The organism is Collinsella sp. HCP3S3_E5 (assembly GCF_052067635.1).
In the GTDB taxonomy this organism is placed as follows: Bacteria; Actinomycetota; Coriobacteriia; order Coriobacteriales; family Coriobacteriaceae; genus Collinsella.
Genome location: NZ_JBQHQF010000003.1, coordinates 34,654 through 54,487 on the forward strand (window position 1 = coordinate 34,654; position 19,834 = coordinate 54,487).

General features: G+C 61.2%; 16 protein-coding genes and 2 tRNA genes. 15 read left to right on the top strand and 3 right to left on the bottom strand.

The genetic code is table 11. From position 1 onward, the window contains the following. Positions 1-65: 65 nt before the first annotated feature. The 3 genes from ACTM82_RS01520 to ACTM82_RS01530 form a co-directional block, all read right to left on the bottom strand. Positions 66-908 (bottom strand): Cof-type HAD-IIB family hydrolase, encoded by an 843-nt coding sequence (locus tag ACTM82_RS01520; protein WP_441055236.1) that lies wholly within the window; start codon positions 906-908, stop codon positions 66-68. An 87-nt stretch (positions 909-995) separates the two neighbouring features. Further along, positions 996-2,414 carry a citrate synthase gene (locus tag ACTM82_RS01525; RefSeq protein ID WP_441055234.1) on the bottom strand — a complete coding sequence of 473 codons (1,419 nt, stop codon included), beginning with the start codon at positions 2,412-2,414 and terminating at the stop codon, positions 996-998. 74 nt (positions 2,415-2,488) lie between these two features. Next, a complete protein-coding gene (locus ACTM82_RS01530; RefSeq protein WP_006235289.1) occupies positions 2,489-2,776 on the bottom strand; it encodes an ACT domain-containing protein in 288 nt (95 codons plus the stop codon). Between the two features lie 350 nt (positions 2,777-3,126). Here ACTM82_RS01530 and rpmE point away from each other — a divergent pair, with 350 nt between their 5' ends. The 15 genes from rpmE to ACTM82_RS01605 all read left to right on the top strand — a co-directional run bounded on the left by rpmE (position 3,127) and on the right by ACTM82_RS01605 (position 19,747). Continuing rightward, positions 3,127-3,552 (top strand): 50S ribosomal protein L31, encoded by a 426-nt coding sequence (rpmE, locus tag ACTM82_RS01535; protein ID WP_154516018.1) that lies wholly within the window; start codon positions 3,127-3,129, stop codon positions 3,550-3,552. 288 nt (positions 3,553-3,840) lie between these two features. Beyond that, positions 3,841-4,959: an IS1249 family transposase gene (locus ACTM82_RS01540; RefSeq protein WP_441055232.1), complete on the top strand. Its 1,119-nt coding sequence runs from the start codon at positions 3,841-3,843 to the stop codon at positions 4,957-4,959. Positions 4,960-5,105: 146 nt separating this feature from the next. Then, positions 5,106-6,209, top strand: a complete 1,104-nt coding sequence (locus ACTM82_RS01545; protein WP_441044638.1) for a hypothetical protein — start codon at positions 5,106-5,108, stop codon at positions 6,207-6,209. Between the two features lie 7 nt (positions 6,210-6,216). Next, positions 6,217-6,468 (top strand): hypothetical protein, encoded by a 252-nt coding sequence (locus tag ACTM82_RS01550; RefSeq protein WP_441055230.1) that lies wholly within the window; start codon positions 6,217-6,219, stop codon positions 6,466-6,468. Positions 6,469-6,625: 157 nt separating this feature from the next. Continuing rightward, positions 6,626-9,433 (top strand): preprotein translocase subunit SecA, encoded by a 2,808-nt coding sequence (gene secA, locus ACTM82_RS01555; protein WP_427747705.1) that lies wholly within the window; start codon positions 6,626-6,628, stop codon positions 9,431-9,433. After that, positions 9,433-10,581: a peptide chain release factor 2 gene (gene prfB, locus ACTM82_RS01560; RefSeq protein ID WP_441055228.1), complete on the top strand. Its 1,149-nt coding sequence runs from the start codon at positions 9,433-9,435 to the stop codon at positions 10,579-10,581. The genes secA and prfB overlap by 1 nt, the downstream gene beginning before the upstream one ends. A gap of 162 nt (positions 10,582-10,743) precedes the next feature. Then, positions 10,744-11,634 carry a YitT family protein gene (locus ACTM82_RS01565; RefSeq protein WP_441032955.1) on the top strand — a complete coding sequence of 297 codons (891 nt, stop codon included), beginning with the start codon at positions 10,744-10,746 and terminating at the stop codon, positions 11,632-11,634. A gap of 207 nt (positions 11,635-11,841) precedes the next feature. After that, positions 11,842-12,672 carry a transketolase gene (locus ACTM82_RS01570; RefSeq protein WP_154516003.1) on the top strand — a complete coding sequence of 277 codons (831 nt, stop codon included), beginning with the start codon at positions 11,842-11,844 and terminating at the stop codon, positions 12,670-12,672. A gap of 1 nt (position 12,673) precedes the next feature. Next, the gene (locus tag ACTM82_RS01575; protein ID WP_154516000.1) at positions 12,674-13,615 is read left to right on the top strand and encodes a transketolase family protein; all 942 of its coding nucleotides are present in this window, start codon (positions 12,674-12,676) and stop codon (positions 13,613-13,615) included. A gap of 451 nt (positions 13,616-14,066) precedes the next feature. Then, positions 14,067-15,284, top strand: coding sequence for a cell division ATP-binding protein FtsE (gene ftsE, locus ACTM82_RS01580; RefSeq protein ID WP_441054830.1), 1,218 nt, complete (start codon positions 14,067-14,069; stop codon positions 15,282-15,284). Beyond that, a complete protein-coding gene (ftsX, locus tag ACTM82_RS01585; RefSeq protein WP_154515997.1) occupies positions 15,271-16,191 on the top strand; it encodes a permease-like cell division protein FtsX in 921 nt (306 codons plus the stop codon). The genes ftsE and ftsX overlap by 14 nt, the downstream gene beginning before the upstream one ends. A gap of 267 nt (positions 16,192-16,458) precedes the next feature. Next, positions 16,459-18,594 carry a ribonuclease R family protein gene (locus ACTM82_RS01590; RefSeq protein ID WP_441054828.1) on the top strand — a complete coding sequence of 712 codons (2,136 nt, stop codon included), beginning with the start codon at positions 16,459-16,461 and terminating at the stop codon, positions 18,592-18,594. A gap of 288 nt (positions 18,595-18,882) precedes the next feature. Continuing rightward, positions 18,883-19,269, top strand: a complete 387-nt coding sequence (locus ACTM82_RS01595; protein WP_441038789.1) for an arsenate reductase family protein — start codon at positions 18,883-18,885, stop codon at positions 19,267-19,269. A gap of 310 nt (positions 19,270-19,579) precedes the next feature. Beyond that, positions 19,580-19,653: transfer RNA gene (locus ACTM82_RS01600), tRNA-Gln, on the top strand. Between the two features lie 17 nt (positions 19,654-19,670). Continuing rightward, positions 19,671-19,747: transfer RNA gene (locus ACTM82_RS01605), tRNA-Glu, on the top strand. The last annotated feature ends 87 nt before the right edge of the window (positions 19,748-19,834 follow it).

Sequence of the window (19,834 nt, forward strand, 5' to 3'; positions counted from 1 at the left end):
CTACTGTGACCAGGGTAGCTAAAAAAGCCCCGTCCCAAATTAGCTACCCTGCCGGGTTGCTGCTGCTAGGCGAGGGCGGCCATGATGGCGCGGGCGACGCCGTCGTGGTCGTTGTCGTATTCGGTGATGGCGCCAGCGGCTTCGCGGTCCTCGGGCTCGGCATTGATCATCGCCGTACCGTGGCCCGCTGCCTGCAGCATGGGGATGTCGTTGATGTTGTCGCCGAACGCCCAGGCGTCGGCGAGAGGCTCGCCCAGATGCTCGCATAGCCACGTGAGGGCCGTTCCCTTGGTGGCGCCCCCGCCCATGACCTCGATATTCATGGCGTACGAACGCGTGACCTCAATGCCTTCGAGTGTGTCGAGCGCCGCCACGATAGCGTCGCGGTCGGCTGAGTCGTGCCAGTACATGGCGATGCGTTCGAGCACCTCGACCTCGTCGATTTTGCTGTCGATATCCATGTCGATCGGCGTTCGCGTGCGCTTGAGCGAAGCCGCGATGTGAGGATCTCCGCCGCAGAATTCGTCCAGGCGCGTGTAGAGCGAGCGGGGGAGGAAGCACTGACCATCCGCGAAGATATCGAAGGTCACATCGTGGCCGGCGGCAATGCTGTGGACGCGGTGGGCGATGGCGCGGTCGAGCGGTCGGCTCAATATGCGCGTGCCGCGTGAGACATCGGTGGGCACATCCTCGTCGAGCTGCCAGACGCTAGCGCCATTGGCGCAGACCGCGTAGTGCACGGCAGGATGGGCGAGGATGGCCTCAAAGACGCCCGAAAGCGGACGCCCCGTGCACGGTACAAACTCAATGCCGCGACGTGCGAGCTCGTCGAGCATCGCCCAGGTGGCGTCGCTCATCTGCTTGTCACTCGTCAACAGTGTTCCATCCATATCGGAAAAAACAATCATTCGATGCAGCCCTTTCTGCTGGCATAAAAAGCGTGGCCGAGGGCGGTGATGCCCTGGCCACGCTCGTGTTCTATAACGGTGCGCGTCCTAACGGTCGGCGAGTGGCTTGTACTCCAGTGGCTCGATCACCGGACGGTATGCCGGGCGAATAATACGGTGTGCGCAGAAGAGCTCTTCCATGCGGTGTGCCGACCAGCCGGCCATGCGGGCCACGGCGAACATCGGCGTAAAGAGCGTCTCGGGTACGCCGAGCATCTTGTAGATAAAGCCCGTGTACAGGTCAATATTGGCGCAGATAGGTTTGGTCATGCCGTGGTCGCGCATGACCTGGGGCGCCAGGCGCTCGATGCGCTCGATCAACGCGAATTCCTCGCCCAGATCTTTCTTGGCGGCGAGCGAACGTGCGTAGTGGCGGCAGACCTCGGCGCGCGGGTCGCTGAGCGTATAGACGGCGTGACCCATGCCGTAGATGAGCCCCGTGCCGTCAAAGGCCTGCTTGTCGAGAATCTTGCTCAGATATGCAGCGACCTCGTCATCGTCTTCCCAGTTGGAAACATGCGCGCGAATGTCCTCGTGCATGGATACGACCTTGGCGTTGGCACCGCCGTGACGCGGGCCCTTGAGCGAGCCGATAGCCGCGGCGTAGGCGGAATACGGGTCGGTGGCCGAAGACGACAGCACGCGGCAGGCGAAGGTGGAGTTGTTGCCGCCGCCGTGCTCGGCGTGGAGCATGAGCATCACGTCGAGCAGCATGGCCTCGTCGCGGGTGAACGCCATGCCGCCGCGCAGGACCTGCAGAATGGTCTCGGCGGTGGAGAGACCGGGCGTGGGGTGCGGCACGTGCATCTCCGAACCGTGGCACTTTGCGATCGATGCCGTGTGCGCAAAAGCGGCGATGCGGGGCAGGCGTGCCAGCATGGAAATGGCAACGTCGATCTCGTGCTCGGGTGTGATTACATCGGGCTCGGCATCGAAGGCATAGAGCAGCAACACGGCGCGCTGAAGCACGTTCATGATGCTCGAGGATACCGTGGTCATGGGGAACACGCGGACGTATTCGTCGCTCAGGTGCCTAAAAGCACCCAGGCGTTCGCAAAAACCGTCAAGCTCTTCCTTGGTGGGCAGAGAGCCCGTGATGAGCAGGTAGGCGACTTCTTCGTAGCCGTAGCGGTTCTCGGCCTGGGCATTGTTGACCAGATCTTCGATGCTGTAGCCACGAAGCGTGAGCTTGCCCTGATCGGGCACAACCTTTCCGTCGACCTTGTTGTAGCCATGCACATCCGAGATGCGAGTGAGGCCCGCAACCACGCCCGAGCCATCTGCATTGCGCAGGCCGCGCTTGACATCGTGCTCGACAAACAGGTCCTCGTCATAAGGGTCGGTCGGCAGGCCGTAGTATAGATTTTCGCTTTCGGGCGAAATCTGGCGGCTTGCTTCGTAGTCCAAGACCAGGCGGCTCAGGTGGTCGTCGAAGCGGTAATAGATTTTCTTGGCGTCGTAGGCCATGCGCGCTCCTCTCCGGGCTATGTGGCGACGTTGCGCCTGGGCGCACGTTGGGCCGTCGTCACGCAGCCTGTTCGCTACAGGCGGTACATAAAGTTAAAGACGTCCTCGCGTTGGATGGACACGTTGACGCCCGAAAGCTCGCCGGCCTCGGCCAGGGCCTTCTGCAGCTCGGCGAAGTCGAGCTTGGACTCGGCGGTGTCGGCCAGCATGGTCATGGTGAAGATGTCCTCGATAATGGACTGCGTAATGTCGCGGATGTCGACATTGGCTTCGCCCAGGACGCGGGTGACGCCGGCGACAATGCCGGGGCGGTTCTTGCCAAGGACGGTGATGACGATACGGGAGGACGAGATCTCGGCCATGGGAAACCCTTTCGCGTGTTAGCGGCGCGCGGCGGCGCTCCGCTGCGGTACAGTGTTCATCATTGTACCTGTCCCGTGCAAAAAGGGGCACCTTTGCTGCGGCGTTACACGTCTGCAACATGGAGCGCTTGTCTCGTAGGGTGTTTTTTTTGGCACCCTGGACAGATCGGGCGGCTCTGTTGGCGCCGCGATCGGGTAGATTCGCCTGTGCGCTCCGGCGTAAAGACCGTGAACCTTTTGTGGGACGCTCTACACCGTGGTAACATAGCCGAGTTTGTTGTCTTGGTCGGAAACCAAGACGCCTTATGCGCTGATCGGTAACCAGCGCCTGACCAATAAGGAGTCCTACCATGAAGCAGGGTATCCATCCCCAGTATGTCGAGTGCACGGTGACGTGCTCCTGCGGCAACACCTTCAAGACGCACGCTACCGTGTCCGAGATGAGGGTCGAGCTTTGCAACGAGTGCCACCCGTTCTACACCGGCCAGCAGAAGTTCGTCGACACCGGTGGACGCGTCCAGCGCTTCGCCGACAAGTTCGGTGGCGCCGCTGCCGCCCAGCTCAAGAAGGCCGAGGAGGCCAAGGCCGCCAAGGCCGCCAAGGCTGCTGAGGCCGAGGCCGCTCGCAAGGCCGCCGCTGAGGCTAAGGCTGCCGAGAAGGCCAAGCGTGCCGCTAAGTTTGCCGAGGAGGCTGCCAAGCAGGCCGCCGAGGCTCCCGCAGAGGCTCCCGTCGAGGAGGCCGCTGCCGAGGCCGAGACCACCGAGGCTGCTGAGTAAATAGCTCGCCGAGGAATCGCTCGCATTCATGGCAAAAGGGCCGTGCATCCAATTGGGTGCACGGCCCTTTTCTTATCGACGCAAAGTAGCACGTCCTCTTTGGGCTTATAGGACAAAATGTGTGTCCACGTTGGGGGCATCGGCGCAGGTCGATGCCCCTTTTTCAGCCGTTTAAATTCCGTGCCCGCTTTTAACCGCTCGGACAGAATGTGTGTCCGGTTGCCTATCGTTACCGCAGGTAGATAACCTTTTCCGGAACCGTTAAATACCCTTTCGGAAGAGGTGCCCATGAAGGCCGTTTATTGCCCCTACTGCGGCGGTCGGACCAAGCGCAACGGCAGGACCTCATCGGGGTCCCAGCGGTGGAGGTGCACGGCCTGCGGCGCGTCGACGACGGTGAGGTACGACGACACGGCGACGAGGCTGGACGAGTTCCTCGGGTGGCTCCTCTCCAAGGACTCCCAGGCGGCGATGCCGGGCGGCGGGCGGTCCTTCAGGCGCAGGACGGCCGAGTTCTGGGAGGTCTGGCCCATGCCCGTCCCCGACGGCGAGCTGCACCGCGTGCTCTACGTCGACGGGATCTGGATCGCGCGCGACCTCGTGGTGCTCATATGCTGCAGCGGCGAGAGGGTGGTCTCCTGGTACATGGCAAGGTCGGAGAACTCGAGGGCGTGGTCGGCCCTCATGGCGCCGATCCCGGCGCCCGAGGTGGTCGTCACCGACGGCGGGAGCGGGTTCGCCAAGGCCGTGCGCGAGACCTGGCCGCGCACCAGGGTCCAGAGATGCACCTTCCACGCCTTCTCGCAGGTCAAGCGCTACACGACGACGCGGCCGAAGCTCCAGGCGGGGCGCGAGCTCTACCTCATCGCGCGCGACCTCATGGGAATCGAGACGCTGCACCAGGCCGAGCTCTGGGTCGAGCGCTACCTCGACTGGTGCGGGTTCTGGGCCGACTTCCTGGAGGACAGAACCGTGGTGGACGGCAGGAGGGTCTACACCCACGAGAGGCTGAGGCGGGCGCGCTCGTCGCTGTCGTCGCTGGTGTCGGCGGGGACGCTGTTCACCTACCTCGACCCCGCCCTGGCCAAGGCCGGCCCGCTGCCGTCGACCAACAACATGATCGAGGGAGGGGTGAACTCGCAGCTGAGGGCCGTCCTGCGCAACCACCGGGGGCTGACGTCGGTCAAGCGCGTGAAGGCGGTGTTCTGGTGGTGCCACGCGCACTCGGGGGACGCGAGGACGGCGCGCGAGAAGCTCGCCACGATGCCGACCGACGCGGACATCGACTTCCTGTTCAGCGTCTACTCCGCCTCGCCGTCGCGCGAGGACGGAGGGCCGGAATGGGGCGACAGGGCCGTGTGGGAGGACCTCCACCACAGGGACCCGTACCCGTTCTGGCTGGATTAATGGATGGAAACGGATGTTCTATCGGGACACACATTTTGTCCTATAGGCCCCTCTTTGCACCGAACGGTGGGGATTTTTCGTTTGCCCAGATAAAACCTGCCAAAATAAACCTGTCCCTTTTTGGCAGGTAACCGATAGGAGGCTACGTGGACACATCGACGTCCTTGGGCAATCGCGAGCTCGCGGTGGCAAAGAAGCGTGCGCTCGATGCTGCCTATTTTAGGAAGGGTATCGCTGTCGCGGCGCTTTCGAGCTGCATGTATGCGCTGTACACGGCCTTTGTTACCGCCGGTCAGCTCTTTGGCGTTTGGGCCGGTTGGTTCGATGCATTTGCTCCCTCCGGCCTTTTGGCGGTATTCATCTTGCCCACAATCGCCTCGGGCGTCAATGACGTGTTGAGTGCCGTCTGGGCCACGTTTTTCACTGCCGGTCAGGGCAAACTCGCCGACCTAGGCCGCTGCATCGCCTCAAAGCCCGGCGTCATCGTTATCGCCGCCGCCTTCATTGGCGGGCCCATCGCTTCTGCCGCCTACGTTATCGCGCTTTCGCAGGCAGGCACGCTTGCCGTGCCCATCGCCGCGCTCAACCCCGCGATCGGTGCGGTGCTCGCCCGCGTGCTCTACCGACAGCCGCTTAGCCCCCGTGTCGTTACCGGCATCGTTGTCTGCGTGGTCGCCGGCGCCATGATCGGTAGCGCCGGCCTGAGCGGGCAGGCATCTTTCGGCATGGCGCTTGGCCTGGGCCTGGCGCTGTTAGCCGCCCTGTGCTGGGGCGTCGAGGGATGCGTGGGCGGCCGCGCCACCTGCATGATCGATCCTCAGATCGCCATCAACATCCGTCAGCTTGTCTCGGGGGTCGGCAACCTGTGCTTGGTACTGCCGGCCCTAACCTTGGCATGCGGAGAGCCCCTTGGTCAGAGTTACGTCCTTGTCGCCCAAGCGCTCACCGACAAATCCTCCGTCGTGTTTTTCGCCTGCTCCGGTTTTGCCGCCTACTTTTCGTTTATGAGCTGGTATCGCGCCAACTCCATGTGCGGCACGGCGCTGGGCATGGCCATCAACGGCACCTATACCTTTACAGCGCCGCTGTTTACGTGGATTATCGTCGGCCTGGTCTTGGGCTTTGACGGCTACGCGCTTCCGTCCGTTGCATGGGTGGCGGCCGTCGTCAACCTCGTCGGCATTTGCCTGATCGCCGTGAATCCCCTCGACATGGTTAAAAAGGACGGTGATCGGGATGCTTCCGCTTAACTATGCCATGCTCGATTATTTTGTTTGCCATGACGAGGCTTGCGTCGACGATGTGATGGCCGATCTCGCGGCCGAGTATGCATCGTTTGCCGCCTTTGCAAGGCCGCGCATGCAGGAGGCGCTCATGACCGCGCACAAGAATGGCCTGATTGACGAGGCGCGCTTTGATTTGAATGCCGAAGGCGAGCTTCGCGTCTACTATCGGGCGAGCGCCGAGCAGCGCAAAGTTATCGGCGCCTATCTGGGCCGTAGCCACTAAAAATAAAACGCCCTTTTTGGCAGGTCGGTCGTAGTTATTACGTGGGGGATGAGGTCGAGCGTATAGCGTGCGCCCCGTTTGGCTAAAGTACAACTATCTGTGTTTAACTCGCCCAGTGCAGTGCGCTACGGGCGATGGCCAAAAAAAGGAAAACCACATGGGATTCATGTCAAAGCTGCTGTCCTTTGGATCCGATAAGGACCTTAAGCGCTACTACAAGATCGTTGACCAGATCAACGGGCTTGAGCCTCAGTTTGAGAAGATGACCGAGGAGGAGCTTCGCGGCCAGACCGATAAGTTCCGCGAGCGTTATGCTAACGGCGAGTCGCTTGACGACATGCTCCCCGAGGCCTTTGCCACCGTGCGCGAGGCTTCAAAGCGCATCACGGGCATGCGTCACTTTGACGTACAGCTCATCGGCGCCATGGCGCTGCACGAGGGTCATATCGCCGAGATGAAGACCGGCGAAGGCAAGACGCTCGTCTCCACCCTGGCCGGCTATCTTAACGCCATCGCCGGCAAGGGCGTGCATGTCGTTACCGTCAACGACTACCTGGCAAAGCGCGACTCCGAGTGGATGGGCCGCATCTACAAGTATTTGGGCATGACCGTCGGCCTGCTGCAGAACAACATGCCGCTCGAGCTTAAGCGCCCGGCCTACCAGGCCGATGTCACCTACGGCACCAACTCCGAGTTTGGCTTTGACTACCTGCGCGACAACATGGTCACCCGCCCCGAGCAGCGCGTCCAGCGCGGCCACAGCTACGCCATCGTCGACGAGGTCGACTCCATCCTGATCGACGAGGCCAGGACCCCGCTGATCATCTCGGGCGCCGGCACCAAGTCGGCCAGCACCTACAAGGACTTCGCGCGGGCCGTGCGCGGGCTGGAGCGCGGCGAGGACGTGTCGCACGATATGCTCACTGCTACCGAGGACGTGGAGCCCACGGGCGACTACGTCATGGACGAGGCCAAGCACACCATTGCCGCCACCGAGCGCGGCCTCAAGAAGATCGAGCGCCGCTTGGGTATCGAGGACATCTACGCCGACCTTTCGGGCCAGCTGGTCAACCACCTGCAGCAGGCGTTGAAGGCCCAATACATGTTCCACCGCGACAAGCAGTACGTCGTTACCAACGGCGAGGTCAAGATTGTCGATGAGTTCACCGGCCGCATCATGGAGGGCCGTCGCTACTCCGAGGGCCTGCACCAGGCTATCGAGGCTAAAGAGGGCGTGCTGGTGCGCGAGGAGAACCAGACCCTTGCTACCATCACCCTGCAGAACTACTTCCGTCTGTATGACAAGCTCTCCGGCATGACCGGTACGGCGCTTACCGAGGATGCCGAGTTCCGCGAGATCTACAAGCTGCCCGTCGAGGTCATCCCCTCCAACAAGCCCGTTCAGCGTGTCGATCACGAGGACCTGGTGTACCGCACCATCCAGGCCAAGTACAACGCCGTTGCCGACGACGTCGAGCGACGTCACGCCAAGGGCCAGCCGGTCCTGGTGGGCACCGTCTCCATCGAGAGTTCCGAGAAGCTGTCGGCCGCCCTTACCAAACGCGGCATCGCGCATGAGGTCCTCAACGCAAAGCACCACGAGCGCGAGGCTCATATCGTGGCCCAGGCCGGACGCTACGGCGCCGTGACCATCGCCACTAACATGGCTGGTCGTGGTACCGACATCCTGCTGGGCGGCAACCCCGACGAGCTGGTGCGCGAGCGCCTTGAGTACGAGGGCCTGACCATGGAGGACGTGACGCCCGAGCAGCTCGAGCAGTTTAACGCCGAGGCCAAGGAGACCTGCAAGGCCGAGCGCGAGCGCGTGCTTGCCGCCGGCGGTCTGACCGTCATCGGCACCGAGCGCCATGAGTCCCGTCGTATCGACAACCAGCTGCGCGGCCGCTCCGGTCGTCAGGGCGATCCGGGCGAGACCCAGTTCTACCTGTCGCTCGAGGACGATCTGATGCGCCTGTTCGGTGGCGACAAGATGGACCGCGTCTCCAAGATGATGGTCACGGCAGAAATGGGCGACGACATGCCCATCCAGCACAAGATCATCTCCAAGGCCGTCGAGAGCGCCCAGCACAAGGTCGAGAGCATCAACTTCTCCATGCGCAAGAGCGTTCTTGAGTACGACGACGTGATGAACAAGCAGCGCCAGGTTATCTACGCCGAGCGCAACAAGATTCTGGACGGTAAGGACCTGACCGACCACATCACCGAGGTCATGCACGACACCGTGTACCGCTGCGTGCAGGAGTTTTGCACTAAGGACAGCCACGACGGCGAGCGCGACCTCGATGGCCTGCGCAAGTGGGTCGTGGAGCTGACCGGCCATATCGATACGCCCAAGTTCCCCGACGAGGATTACGAGGCCCTTGCTGCCGATGTCCTAGCCTACGTCGAGAAGTGCTACAACATGAAGGCCGAGCGCCTGGGCGAGGACCTCATGCGCGAGCTCAATACTCAGGTCATGCTGCGCGTCATCGATACCCGCTGGATGAACTACCTGCAGGAGATGGACTATCTCAAGACCGGTATTGGCCTGCGCGGCTTTGGTCAGCGCGACCCGCTGGTCGAGTACAAGACTGAGGCCTATGGTGCCTTCCAGATGCTCGTTGACACCATGTATGAGGATTACCTGCGCACCGTCCTGCGCATCGAGATCAAGGCCGCCCCGCAGGCTGTGGAGCGCAAGGAGGACCCCGCGCTCGAGGGTGCGCGCTTCTCCGGCCCCGCCGACGTCGATGGCGACAACGGCAACTCGGTCCTGCGCAAGGAGGCACGGGCACAGGCTCGCACGGCCGTCCAGGGCGGACCGGCAGCTGTCAACAACGGCGCTAAGGTGACCACCTACCGCAAGTCCGAGAGCGACGACCCGTATGTCAACGTGGGTCGCAACGAACCGTGCCCTTGCGGCAGCGGCAAGAAGTTCAAGTACTGCCACGGCAGGAATCGTTAATGGCCGAGGCTTTAGAGGTAACGCCCGCCGAGTTGGACGTGTTTGCGGACCGGCTCGGCGAGGTCGAGTCGTATCTTCATTTGGACGAGAAGCGCACCCACGTGACCGAGCTTGAGGCCAAGAGCGTCGCTCCCGGCTTTTGGGACGACGCCGATGCCGCTCGCGCCACGATGGAAGAGATTGCGCGCGCCAAGGAGGATATCGCCGCCGTGGATACCGCGCGCGGCGAGCTCTCCGACGCCCGCGCGGCGCTGGAACTTGCCGAGGAAATGGGCGATGACCCCGATGCCGCTGCACTGCGTGAGGAGGCTGCCGCCACGGCTGATCGTCTGGCGCGCGCCATCGATGAGCTCGAACTTTCGAGCTGGTTTACCGGCGAGTTCGATCACGGTGACGCGATTGTGACCATCAAGCCCGGACAGGGCGGCTTGGAGGCGCAGGACTGGACCTTCATGCTCTTTAAGATGTACATGAAGTACTGCCAGCGCCGCGGCTGGAAGGTCACCATCAACGATTGCCCCGCTGCCGAGGTCATTGGCATTGATCGCGCGACCTTTACCGTTGAGGGCAAGGATGCCTTCGGTATGCTTCGTGCCGAGGCCGGCGTTCACCGTTTGGTGCGCATTAGCCCCACCGATGACAAGAAGCGTCGACAGACTACGTTTGCCGGCGTCGAGGTCATTCCGGTGCTGCCCGACGATATCGATATCGAGATCAACCCCGACGATATCCGCGTCGACGTGTACCACGCAAGCGGCCCGGGCGGCCAGGGCGTCAACACCACCGACTCCGCCGTGCGCGTGACGCATTTTCCCAGCGGCATTGTAGTGACCTGCCAAAATGAGCGCAGCCAGATTCAGAACAAGGCCGCGTGTATGCAGATTCTCAAGGCCCGCCTGTACGAGATTGAGCTCGAGAAGCGCGCCGAGGCGCTCGACGAGATCCGCGGTCCCAAGACTACGATTGGCTTTGGCAACCAGATCCGCAGCTACGTGCTCTATCCGTATCAGATGGTCAAGGACCTGCGCTCGGGCGTGGAGACCAGCAACGTCGAGGCCGTTCTCGACGATGGCGACTTGGATCCGTTTGTGATCGGCTACCATCGCTGGGCTACCGGCAATGCTGATGCGGAGTCTCCGTCCGCTTAAGCCCCGGGTGAGTCTCGGACCGACACTAAACTCTGGACAGGCGGTTTTATATCCAGAGCAAACCCGCCGCGGGGTGGTTTTTCCTCGGCGAATCGGTAGAATCAAATACGGTAAGAAGTTCAAAGCGCACCCAATGGGGTGCGCTTTTTTGAGGGAGGTAGCATGGCGTATCGTCTGGATATCAAGCGTATTCTTTCAATGAACTTCTTTCGCGATCTGCCCCAGATCATGCTTGGGTGCGCTTTGGCGGCCATCGCGACCGACCTGTTTTTGATTCCCAACGGTCTTGCCGCCGGTGGCGTTACGGGCCTTGCGACTATTATCCAGGCGGTCGGTGCCGCGCGAGGCGTGTCGCTGCCCGTCGGTATCCAAACCATCGTGATGAACGCCTTGCTGTTGCTGGTCGTAATGCGCGAGGGCGGCATGTTCTATGTGGTACAGACGGCGACAGGCTTTGTGCTACTGGGCTTCTTTACCGACCTGTTTGCCCCGTTTGTAGCGCCTCTGGCAGATGCAGACCTGATGCTTCCCGCTATGTGGGGCGGCATTATCACGGGCATTGGTTACGGCATGGTGTTACGCGCCGGCGCCAACACCGGCGGCTCCGACACCATCGGCCAGATTATCTCGCGTAATACCTCGCTGCCGGTGGGTTCGACCGTCATGGCGATCGATGTCGCCGTATGCGCGGCATCGGCCCCCGTCTTCTCTCTGGAGAACGCGCTGTATGCAGGGCTTTCGATGGTAATTAGCGGCTATGTGATCGACGCTGTGGTCGATGGCGGCAACAAGCGCCGCATGGTGCTCATCATCTCGGACAATTTTCCCGATATCGCGGCCGATATCATGTATGGCCTGGGTCGCGGCTGCACTAAATTTAAGGCGACCGGCATGTATTCGGGCGCTGAGAAGCCGGTGATTATGGTGATCGTTAGCCGCCGCGAGCTCAATACACTCAAGACCATCGTGCGCGAGCGCGATCCTCAAGCTATAGTGACGGTCGCCGACGTTACGGAAGCCTTCGGCGAGGGGTTCAAGGACATTAACGCGTAGGGCAGACGGCGCTCCATCCAAAAGACGTTCACATTGATAAACCGATTCATCAGCGGGTCTGCCTGCTAAATTATTCAAATAATGATAAAAACTCTGGTAAAGCCTTCAGTTTCCAGCATAATGAATGGCGCACGTGCATTGCGGCTGGGTTGGGATTACCTTCTGCGCCGTGCGCATCTTGTCTAAAGAGGATGAAAGGAAGGCACAATGAGCGACGAAGAGCTCAAAAAGGTTGCCAACGAGGTAAGGAAGGGCATCGTCACCGGCGTGCACGCTGCCAAGTCCGGCCATCCGGGCGGTTCGCTCGGCTCTGCCGACATCATGACTTATCTGTACTTTGAGGAAATGAATGTCGACCCGGCCGATCCTCGCAAGGCCGACCGCGACCGCTTTGTGCTCTCCAAGGGCCATTGCGCTCCGGGTCTGTACGCCGTGCTCGCCGAGCGCGGATTCTTCCCCAAGGAGGACCTCGAGACGCTGCGCCATATCGGCAGCCACCTGCAGGGCCACCCCAACATGAACGACACCCCGGGCGTCGACATGTCCACCGGCTCGCTGGGCCAGGGCATCTCCGCCGCCGTGGGCATGGCCGTCGCCGCCAAGCACTGGGGCGATACTTACCGCACGTACGCCCTGCTGGGCGACGGCGAGAGCGAGGAGGGCCAGGTCTGGGAGGCCGCCATGTTTGCCGGCAATCAGCAGCTCGACAACCTCTGCGTGATCGTTGACCACAACGGCCTGCAGATTGACGGTCCCGTCGAGGAGGTCAACGATCCCATGCCGCTCGCCGACAAGTTCCGCGCCTTTAAGTTCCACGTGGTGGAGCTCGCCGACGGCAACGACTTCGGTCAGATTCGCGCCGCCTTTGCCGAGGCTCGCGCCACCAAGGGTCAGCCTACCGCCATTATCGCCGAGACCATGAAGGGCAAGGGCGTTTCCTTTATGGAGAACCAGGTTGGTTGGCACGGCAAGGCCCCCAACGATGAACAGTTTGAGCAGGCCATGGCAGAGCTCACGGCCGCCGGAGAGGAGCTCTAGGATGGCAGACGTCAAGAAAATCGCCACGCGTGTAAGCTACGGCGAGGCCCTCGTTGAGCTCGCTGCCGAGCACGACGACTTTGTGGTCCTCGACGCCGACCTGGCTGCCGCCACGCAGACCGGTAAGTTTAAGGCCGCCTGCCCCGACCGCTTCTTTGACGTGGGCATTGCCGAGAGCAACCTGATGGGTGTCGCCGCCGGTATCGCGACCACCGGTCGTACTGCCTTCGCGAGCACCTTTGCCATGTTTGCCGCCGGCCGCGCTTTTGAGCAGGTCCGTAACTCCATCGGCTATCCGCACCTCAACGTCAAGATCGGCGCCACGCACGCCGGTATTTCGGTGGGCGAGGACGGTGCCACGCACCAGTGCTGCGAGGATATCGCCCTTATGCGTGTTATCCCTGGCATGACCGTGATTGTCCCGGCCGACGACGTGGAGGCCCGCGCCGTGGTCCGCGCCGCCTACGAGTGCGACGGTCCCGTGTACATGCGCTTTGCCCGTTTGGCCTCGCCGGTCATCAACGACCCCGAGACCTACAAGTTCGAGCTGGGCCGCGGCATCGTCATGCGTGAGGGCGCCGATGTGACCATCATCGCCTGCGGCCTGATGGTTGGCGAGGCTCTCGAGGCTGCCGAGCAGCTCGCTGCCGAGGGCATCGACGCCGAGGTCATCAACATGCACACCATTAAGCCCATCGACGCCGATCTGATCGTCAAGAGCGCCGCCAAGACCGGTCACGTCGTGACCGTCGAGGAGCACTCCGTGATCGGCGGCCTGGGCAGCGCCGTTGCCGACGTGCTCTGCGCTCAGTGCCCGACGCCGCTCAAGAAGATTGGCGTCAACGACACCTTTGGCGAGTCCGGCCCGGGCGCCGAGCTCCTGCACAAGTACGGCCTGGATGCCGCCAACATCGTGGCAACCACCAAGGAGTTCTTGGCTTAGGGCAAGACGAGGCAAAGTATCGCTTCAGCAACCGTAAGCAAGCCAGAACAGGGGCGCCCTCTTTGAGGGCGCCCCTGTTTTTTGTCGGTAACAAACAAATCAGGCCCGCACCAAGCAAGGGCTTCCTCCGGGAAGCGGGCCCAGGCCAGCAAAGTGCAACTCAGCCCTTCCAACTTTGTATATGCAGCACCCCAAGAAAAACGCGGCGACTCCTTAGTAGCCGCAGGCCGCGCACAGGGCTACCTCCCAAATCTTTCCGCAGGACGGAGGAGTCCCCGCAGCGCGAAGCGCGCAGCGGGGACTCCGACATGTCCGAGGACGATTTGGGAGGTAGCCCTGTGCGCGGCCGGTGAGACCAAAACCCTGCCATGCTTCTTATGTGCAGTGAAGCCAATGCTGCTAAAATACAAAGCGCTCATGTAGTTTAAACGCACGATGATAAGGAGCACCAGTGGGTAACCACTTCCGTACCTCCGGTGCGGGCGATGAGGCCCCCAAGACACGGCAAGGTGTCCCGGGCACACGTTTCGCCACTCCGGATTCAGAGGGCCAGCATATTGCCCAGGCCCCCGCACAGCCGGCAGATCAGGCACGGCCGGCATCCGATCCCTTTGCCTACAATCCCACCAGCGATGCCGAGCTTTCTGCCGCTGCGGGCTTTGAGCCCGTCCAAAAGGTGACTGCTCGCGTGAACCAGCCTCAGACGTCAGCCGAGCCTCAGCCGACCATGGCGGGCATTCCCGATCCCATGGTTCCTGCTACGCCCGCGCCGCAGCCGGCGCAGTCCGGCCTCTTTGCCGGCATTCCCGATCCTACGCAGCCCGCTGCGCCCATGGTCGAGAATGATCAGGCTGCCGAGGTCGCAAGTCTTGACAATGCGCTCAACAACCCCGATTTTACGTCGGTGTTCGCGCCTATCGATCCGCAGGCAAGTCGCAAGAAGATGGCCAAGCAGGCCGGTGTCGAGCCCGTCATTCTGATGGAGCATGTCACCAAGATCTACCCGGCACAACCCAACAAGCCCGCACTCGACGACATCAACATCGAGATCTATCCGGGTGAGTTCGTCTTCTTGGTCGGTCATTCCGGATCGGGTAAGACCACGCTGCTTTCCACGCTCAACCGTGATGTCAGGCCTACGAGCGGTCGCATTTTGGTCGCCGGTCAGGATCTCATGAAAATCAAGAACCGCAAGGTTCCCTTCCTACGCCGCCAGATTGGCGCCGTGTTCCAGGACTTTAAGCTTCTGCCGCAAAAGACCGCCTATGAAAACGTGGCGTTTGCCCTGCAGTGCATAGGCAAGCCCAAGGGCGTCATTCGCAGCCAGGTGCCCGAGGTGCTGCGTCTGGTCGGTTTGGCCGATCAGATGGACTCGCTGCCCGATCAGCTTTCCGGCGGCGAGCAACAGCGCGTGGCCGTCGCCCGCGCCATGGTCAACCGTCCGCCGCTGCTGATTTGCGACGAGCCAACGGGCAACCTCGACCCGGCAATTTCGCTCGGCATCATGAAGCTGCTCGAGCGCATTAACCGCACCGGCACGACCGTGATCGTGGCTACCCACGATCGCGAGATGGTCGATAGTATGCATCGTCGCGTGATCGCCCTCGAGGGCGGCCACGTAATCCGCGACCAGGAGAGGGGAGGTTACGGCAACTATGGCACCAACTAACGTGGGCTATTCGCTCAAAGAGGCAATGAGCCACTTCTTCCGTAACTGGACCACCTCGCTCGGCGCCGTCATCACGATTTTCCTTTCGCTGTTTATCATCGGCCTGTTCATCATGGGTTCCGCGATGCTGAACTCCGTGATCGGCACCGTTGAGGACCAGGTTGTTATCAACGCGTTTATTAGCGATGACGCCGACCAGGCCGACGTCCAGGCTTTCGAGAGTGAGCTCAAGACGTGGAACAACGTTAAGTCCGTGACCTATAAGGACAAGGACGACGCGCTGGCCGAGTACACGAGCAAGATGTCGGGTAACGCCGACGCCACTCTGAGCGCACTTGATGGCCAGAATCCGCTGCCTGCTTCGTTCGCGATCGAGATGGACGATCCGTCCCAGGTCGAGAGCACGGCCAAGAAGCTCAAGAAGAACTCCGATTTCCAGAAGATCGCGGATGACGGTGACGTTGACGCGAGCGTTCTGTACGGTCAGGAGGAAGTGAGCCGCCTGTTCCAGGTGACGAACTACATCCGCATCGCTGCCGTTGTGCTTGTTGGTTTGCTGACGTTTATCGCGTTCATCTTTATCAACAACACGATTCGCCTGTCGATTACGGCTCGCCGCCGCGAGATTGCTATCATGCGCCTGGTGGGCGCCAGCAATGGCTTTATTCGCGGTCCGTTTATCACCGAGGGCGTGCTGCAGGCCGTTTTGGGCTCGCTGCTTTCCATCGGTGTTTTGGAGCTGCTTCGCAACCTGTTGGTTCCGCGTCTTCAGGAGAGCATTGGCTGGATGTCGTTTGCGCTGCCGATGCAATACTACCTGGTGACGTATGCCGCACTGATCCTGGTCGGCGTGATCATCGGTCTCTTTGGTTCCGCCATTGCCATGCGTCGCTACCTGCGCGTGTAGACACAGCTGGAATAAGTTTTGCTAACGGGCCGTCCCGCTCTGGGGCGGCCCGTTTTTTGATCCCGTGCGACGGAGGAAAAGGGCTCACCGGCAGTTCGGCTTGTTTCGATAATTCGATTTTCTCCGTCACATAGGGATCATGACGCGAGGTGCGTGCCCTGTTGTTGATTGGGTAGACTCTTTGATGCGTGCGGTTTAGGCCTGCACGGTGTTTTGACATGATGCGGTTGCGCCTGCGGGCCCCGCAACAGATAGTAAGGAGGCGCCATGGGGCGCAATAACAAACATAAGCGTAGCGCTCGCAACAAGCGCGCGCTGGTGCGCAGCGAGCGGCGTCCCAGCCTGACGGGCCGCGTGCAGCTCCATGAGCACAGCGCCTATGTTGTCACCGATAATGGCGACTATAAGGTTATGGGTCGCGGCAAGCGCGAGATTATGGACGGCGACATCGTGGCCGTGAGCATTAAGACCGGACCGCGCGGCGATCGCCGTGCCGTGATCGAGGGCGTTGTCGAGCGCGCGGCCATAAGCGTGGTGGGCACGTATCAGACGGCAGGCCCCCTCGGTGTGATCGAGCCGCTTGATTCGCGTCTCAAGGCCGATTTCTTTATTTTGCCCGAGGATACTTCGGCGGAGCGTTTGGGCATGCATCCGGGCGATGCAGTCGTCGCACGCATTTTGAGCTATCCGACACGCTTGGAATCGGGCACCGTGACTCTTGAGCGCCGCATTGGCGGCGACGATGCACCCGACTTGGGCGTTCAATATGTCATGGCTCGTTACGGCTATATCGATAGTTATCCCGAGACCGCCCTTGCCGAGGCCGAGGAGCTATCGCTCGACGTGGCGACGGCTCTTAAGGACCCGCTTCGCCGTGATCTGCGCGACCGTTTTATCATCACGATCGATCCGGTCGACGCGCGCGACTTTGACGACGCCATCTCGTTGGAGCGCACGACGCAGGGCGGCTACAAGCTGGGTGTCCATATCGCCGATGTATCGCATTATGTGGCCTGGGATGGACACATCGACCTAGAGGCTCGCCATCGCACGACGTCGGTGTACCTTGCCGATCGCGTGCTCCCCATGTTGCCCGAGCGCCTGTCGAATGACCTGTGTTCCTTGCGCCCCGACGAGGATCGCCTGGCGTTTACCGTCGACATCGAGCTCGATGCGCAGGGGCACGTCCGCCACTACGATCCGTATCCCAGCGTGATTCGCTCGCGCGTGCGCATGGACTATGACGGTGCCGAGGCACTGCTGGTGCGTGCCGGTGCGGTGGAGTACTCCGTGTTGGAAGGTGCCGCCGAGGATGTTGCTGCAGCCGAGGCGTCGCGCGAGGAGGCGCTTGAGCGCGGTTTGACTTGCGAAGAGACTGCCCGCGACTACGACGTGGATCTGAGCGATTTCCTAGTCGCTGCCAACGAGCTTGCCGAGCGACGCCGTCGCATTCGCCGTGCGCGCGGCTCGGTCGACTTTGACACGGCGGAGATTCGCGCTTTGCTGGACGAGGACGGCATTCCCGTGCAGATCGTGGCCCGCGAGCGCTCGTGTGCCACGTCGCTCATCGAGGAAGCTATGCTGCTTGCCAACGAGTGCGTTGCCGAGTGGCTGGCAGACCGCGATATTGAGGCATGCTATCGCGTGCATGAGGATCCCAGCCCCGACAGCTTGCACGGGGCCGCTGTGGCGCTGGCGCAGCTGGGTATCATCGACGATCGCCGCGCGGCCGGCATTGCCCTGGGAAGTCCCGATGAGCTGCAGGCGGCGGTTGACGCTGCCGCTGGCACGGCAAATGCCCCGCTTGTCAACACGTTGCTATTGCGCAGTATGCAGCGCGCGCTGTACAAGCCGCGCAACGAGGGCCACTTTGCGCTCGCCGCGCCGTGCTACTGCCACTTTACGAGCCCTATCCGACGCTATCCGGACCTTGTTGTCCATCGCGTGCTCAAATTGCAGCTGGCGTATGAGCAGCTGGGCGGCAAGGATGCCTTGGTGCGCACGCCGCGGCTGATCGGCAGGGGTCGCGAGTCGCTGCCGCGCATCTTGCCGCAGATTTGCCGTGCATGCAGCGATGCCGAGCGTGCGGCCGACGCCGCCAGCCATGCGACGCAAAAGATCAAGATTGCCCAGTATTACGAGGATCGTCTGGGCGAGCGCTATGCCGGAACCATTTCGTGGGTCAGCAGCATGGGCTTCTTTGTGCGCCTCGACCTGACACAGGTCGAGGGCTTGGTCTCGATTAAGAGTTTGGGAAGCGAGTGGTTCGAGTTTGACGAGGACGCGCTCACGTTGACGGGTGCCGACACGGGGCGCCGTTTTGAGTTGGGGCAACGCGTGATCATCGAGGTCTCGCGTGTCAACACGACCCGCGGGCACTTGGACTTTAAGCTCATCCATTAGTTTGGCCAGAAAAAACTTGGTTGGCGACCGGGTGCATAAGATTTTTGTTCCCGGCAGGCACTTCGACATTATTGACCTGGGTTTCGATGCTGCGGGCGATGTCACCGCTATCGTGCTGGTGCTGCTGGTGGCCGCGTTGGCGCGTTATGCCACTCGTCCCATCGGCGCCCATGCAAGACGTGTCTGGATACCCAAGATACTACCGGCATCGTTGGATACTCTTTATGGCAACCGGTTACAATGTCAACTGTCGATACGCGCCATCGACGCTTCGGCGCTTACCCAGACATGCGTCTTTACGAAGAGGAGATTCCTGTGGCAGTGCTATTTGTTGAGTATCCCAAGTGCTCTACCTGTAAAAAGGCTAAGGCATGGCTGGATGAGCACGGGGTTGAGTATATCGATCGCGATATCGTAGCGGATAACCCAACAGCCGAGGAGCTTTCCGCGTGGGTTGCGCGGTCGGGATTGCCGGTGCGACGCTTCTTTAACTCGTCGGGCATGAAATATCGAGAGCTTGGTCTGAAAGCGCGCCTGGATGCGGGTATGACGGACCAGGAATGCTGCGAGCTGCTGGCGACTGACGGCATGCTGGTTAAGCGCCCGCTGCTGGTGGGCGACGACTTTGCGATCCCCGGCTTTAGGGAAGCGGCTTGGACCGAGGCGTTGCTGTAGCGACTGCGGGGAAGCTGTATCCCGTTTTGGATGCCGATTTTGGGATACAGTTTTCGCTGACAGGCTTGCTCCGGTCAGTTTTTGAACCGCGGCCACCCGTGCGGGCCGAAGAGCTATGCGTGCTTGTCGAAGTATCGCTTCGCCATCCTTTGTCCATAAGGGGCAGATGTGTCGCTTCACAGGTCCTTCACGGGTTGGCTAAAATCAGGCCAATTTTAAAAAAGTCAAAATAAAGACTTGCGTCATCGCGATGCTTCCCGTATATTTCTTTCTTGCGCAAAGGCACAGCCGAGCGCAGCGATGCAGTCATTGGGATGTCGTCTAATGGCAGGACAGCGGATTCTGGTTCCGTCAATGGGGGTTCGACTCCCTCCATCCCAGCCATTGCATTTGCTACATATGGCCCGTTCGTCTAGCGGTTTAGGACGCCGCCCTCTCAAGGCGGAGATCACCAGTTCGAATCTGGTACGGGCTACCACAAATTGAATGCCCGGGCCTCGCAAGAGACCCGGGTTTTGTGTATACACCGCATGTGTGGAATGAGCCGCGTTTCACCTGGACCGAG

What these genes read in the sequence shown, in the direction of transcription:
- ACTM82_RS01520 (WP_441055236.1), bottom strand. Translation starts at nt 908, where the DNA reads ATGATTGTTTTTTCCGATATGGATGGAACACTGTTGACGAGTGACAAG.
- ACTM82_RS01525 (WP_441055234.1), bottom strand. Translation starts at nt 2,414, where the DNA reads ATGGCCTACGACGCCAAGAAAATCTATTACCGCTTCGACGACCACCTG.
- ACTM82_RS01530 (WP_006235289.1), bottom strand. Translation starts at nt 2,776, where the DNA reads ATGGCCGAGATCTCGTCCTCCCGTATCGTCATCACCGTCCTTGGCAAG.
- rpmE (WP_154516018.1), top strand. Translation starts at nt 3,127, where the DNA reads ATGAAGCAGGGTATCCATCCCCAGTATGTCGAGTGCACGGTGACGTGC.
- ACTM82_RS01540 (WP_441055232.1), top strand. Translation starts at nt 3,841, where the DNA reads ATGAAGGCCGTTTATTGCCCCTACTGCGGCGGTCGGACCAAGCGCAAC.
- ACTM82_RS01550 (WP_441055230.1), top strand. Translation starts at nt 6,217, where the DNA reads ATGCTCGATTATTTTGTTTGCCATGACGAGGCTTGCGTCGACGATGTG.
- secA (WP_427747705.1), top strand. Translation starts at nt 6,626, where the DNA reads ATGGGATTCATGTCAAAGCTGCTGTCCTTTGGATCCGATAAGGACCTT.
- prfB (WP_441055228.1), top strand. Translation starts at nt 9,433, where the DNA reads ATGGCCGAGGCTTTAGAGGTAACGCCCGCCGAGTTGGACGTGTTTGCG.
- ACTM82_RS01565 (WP_441032955.1), top strand. Translation starts at nt 10,744, where the DNA reads ATGGCGTATCGTCTGGATATCAAGCGTATTCTTTCAATGAACTTCTTT.
- ACTM82_RS01570 (WP_154516003.1), top strand. Translation starts at nt 11,842, where the DNA reads ATGAGCGACGAAGAGCTCAAAAAGGTTGCCAACGAGGTAAGGAAGGGC.
- ACTM82_RS01575 (WP_154516000.1), top strand. Translation starts at nt 12,674, where the DNA reads ATGGCAGACGTCAAGAAAATCGCCACGCGTGTAAGCTACGGCGAGGCC.
- ftsX (WP_154515997.1), top strand. Translation starts at nt 15,271, where the DNA reads ATGGCACCAACTAACGTGGGCTATTCGCTCAAAGAGGCAATGAGCCAC.
- ACTM82_RS01590 (WP_441054828.1), top strand. Translation starts at nt 16,459, where the DNA reads ATGGGGCGCAATAACAAACATAAGCGTAGCGCTCGCAACAAGCGCGCG.
- ACTM82_RS01595 (WP_441038789.1), top strand. Translation starts at nt 18,883, where the DNA reads ATGCGTCTTTACGAAGAGGAGATTCCTGTGGCAGTGCTATTTGTTGAG.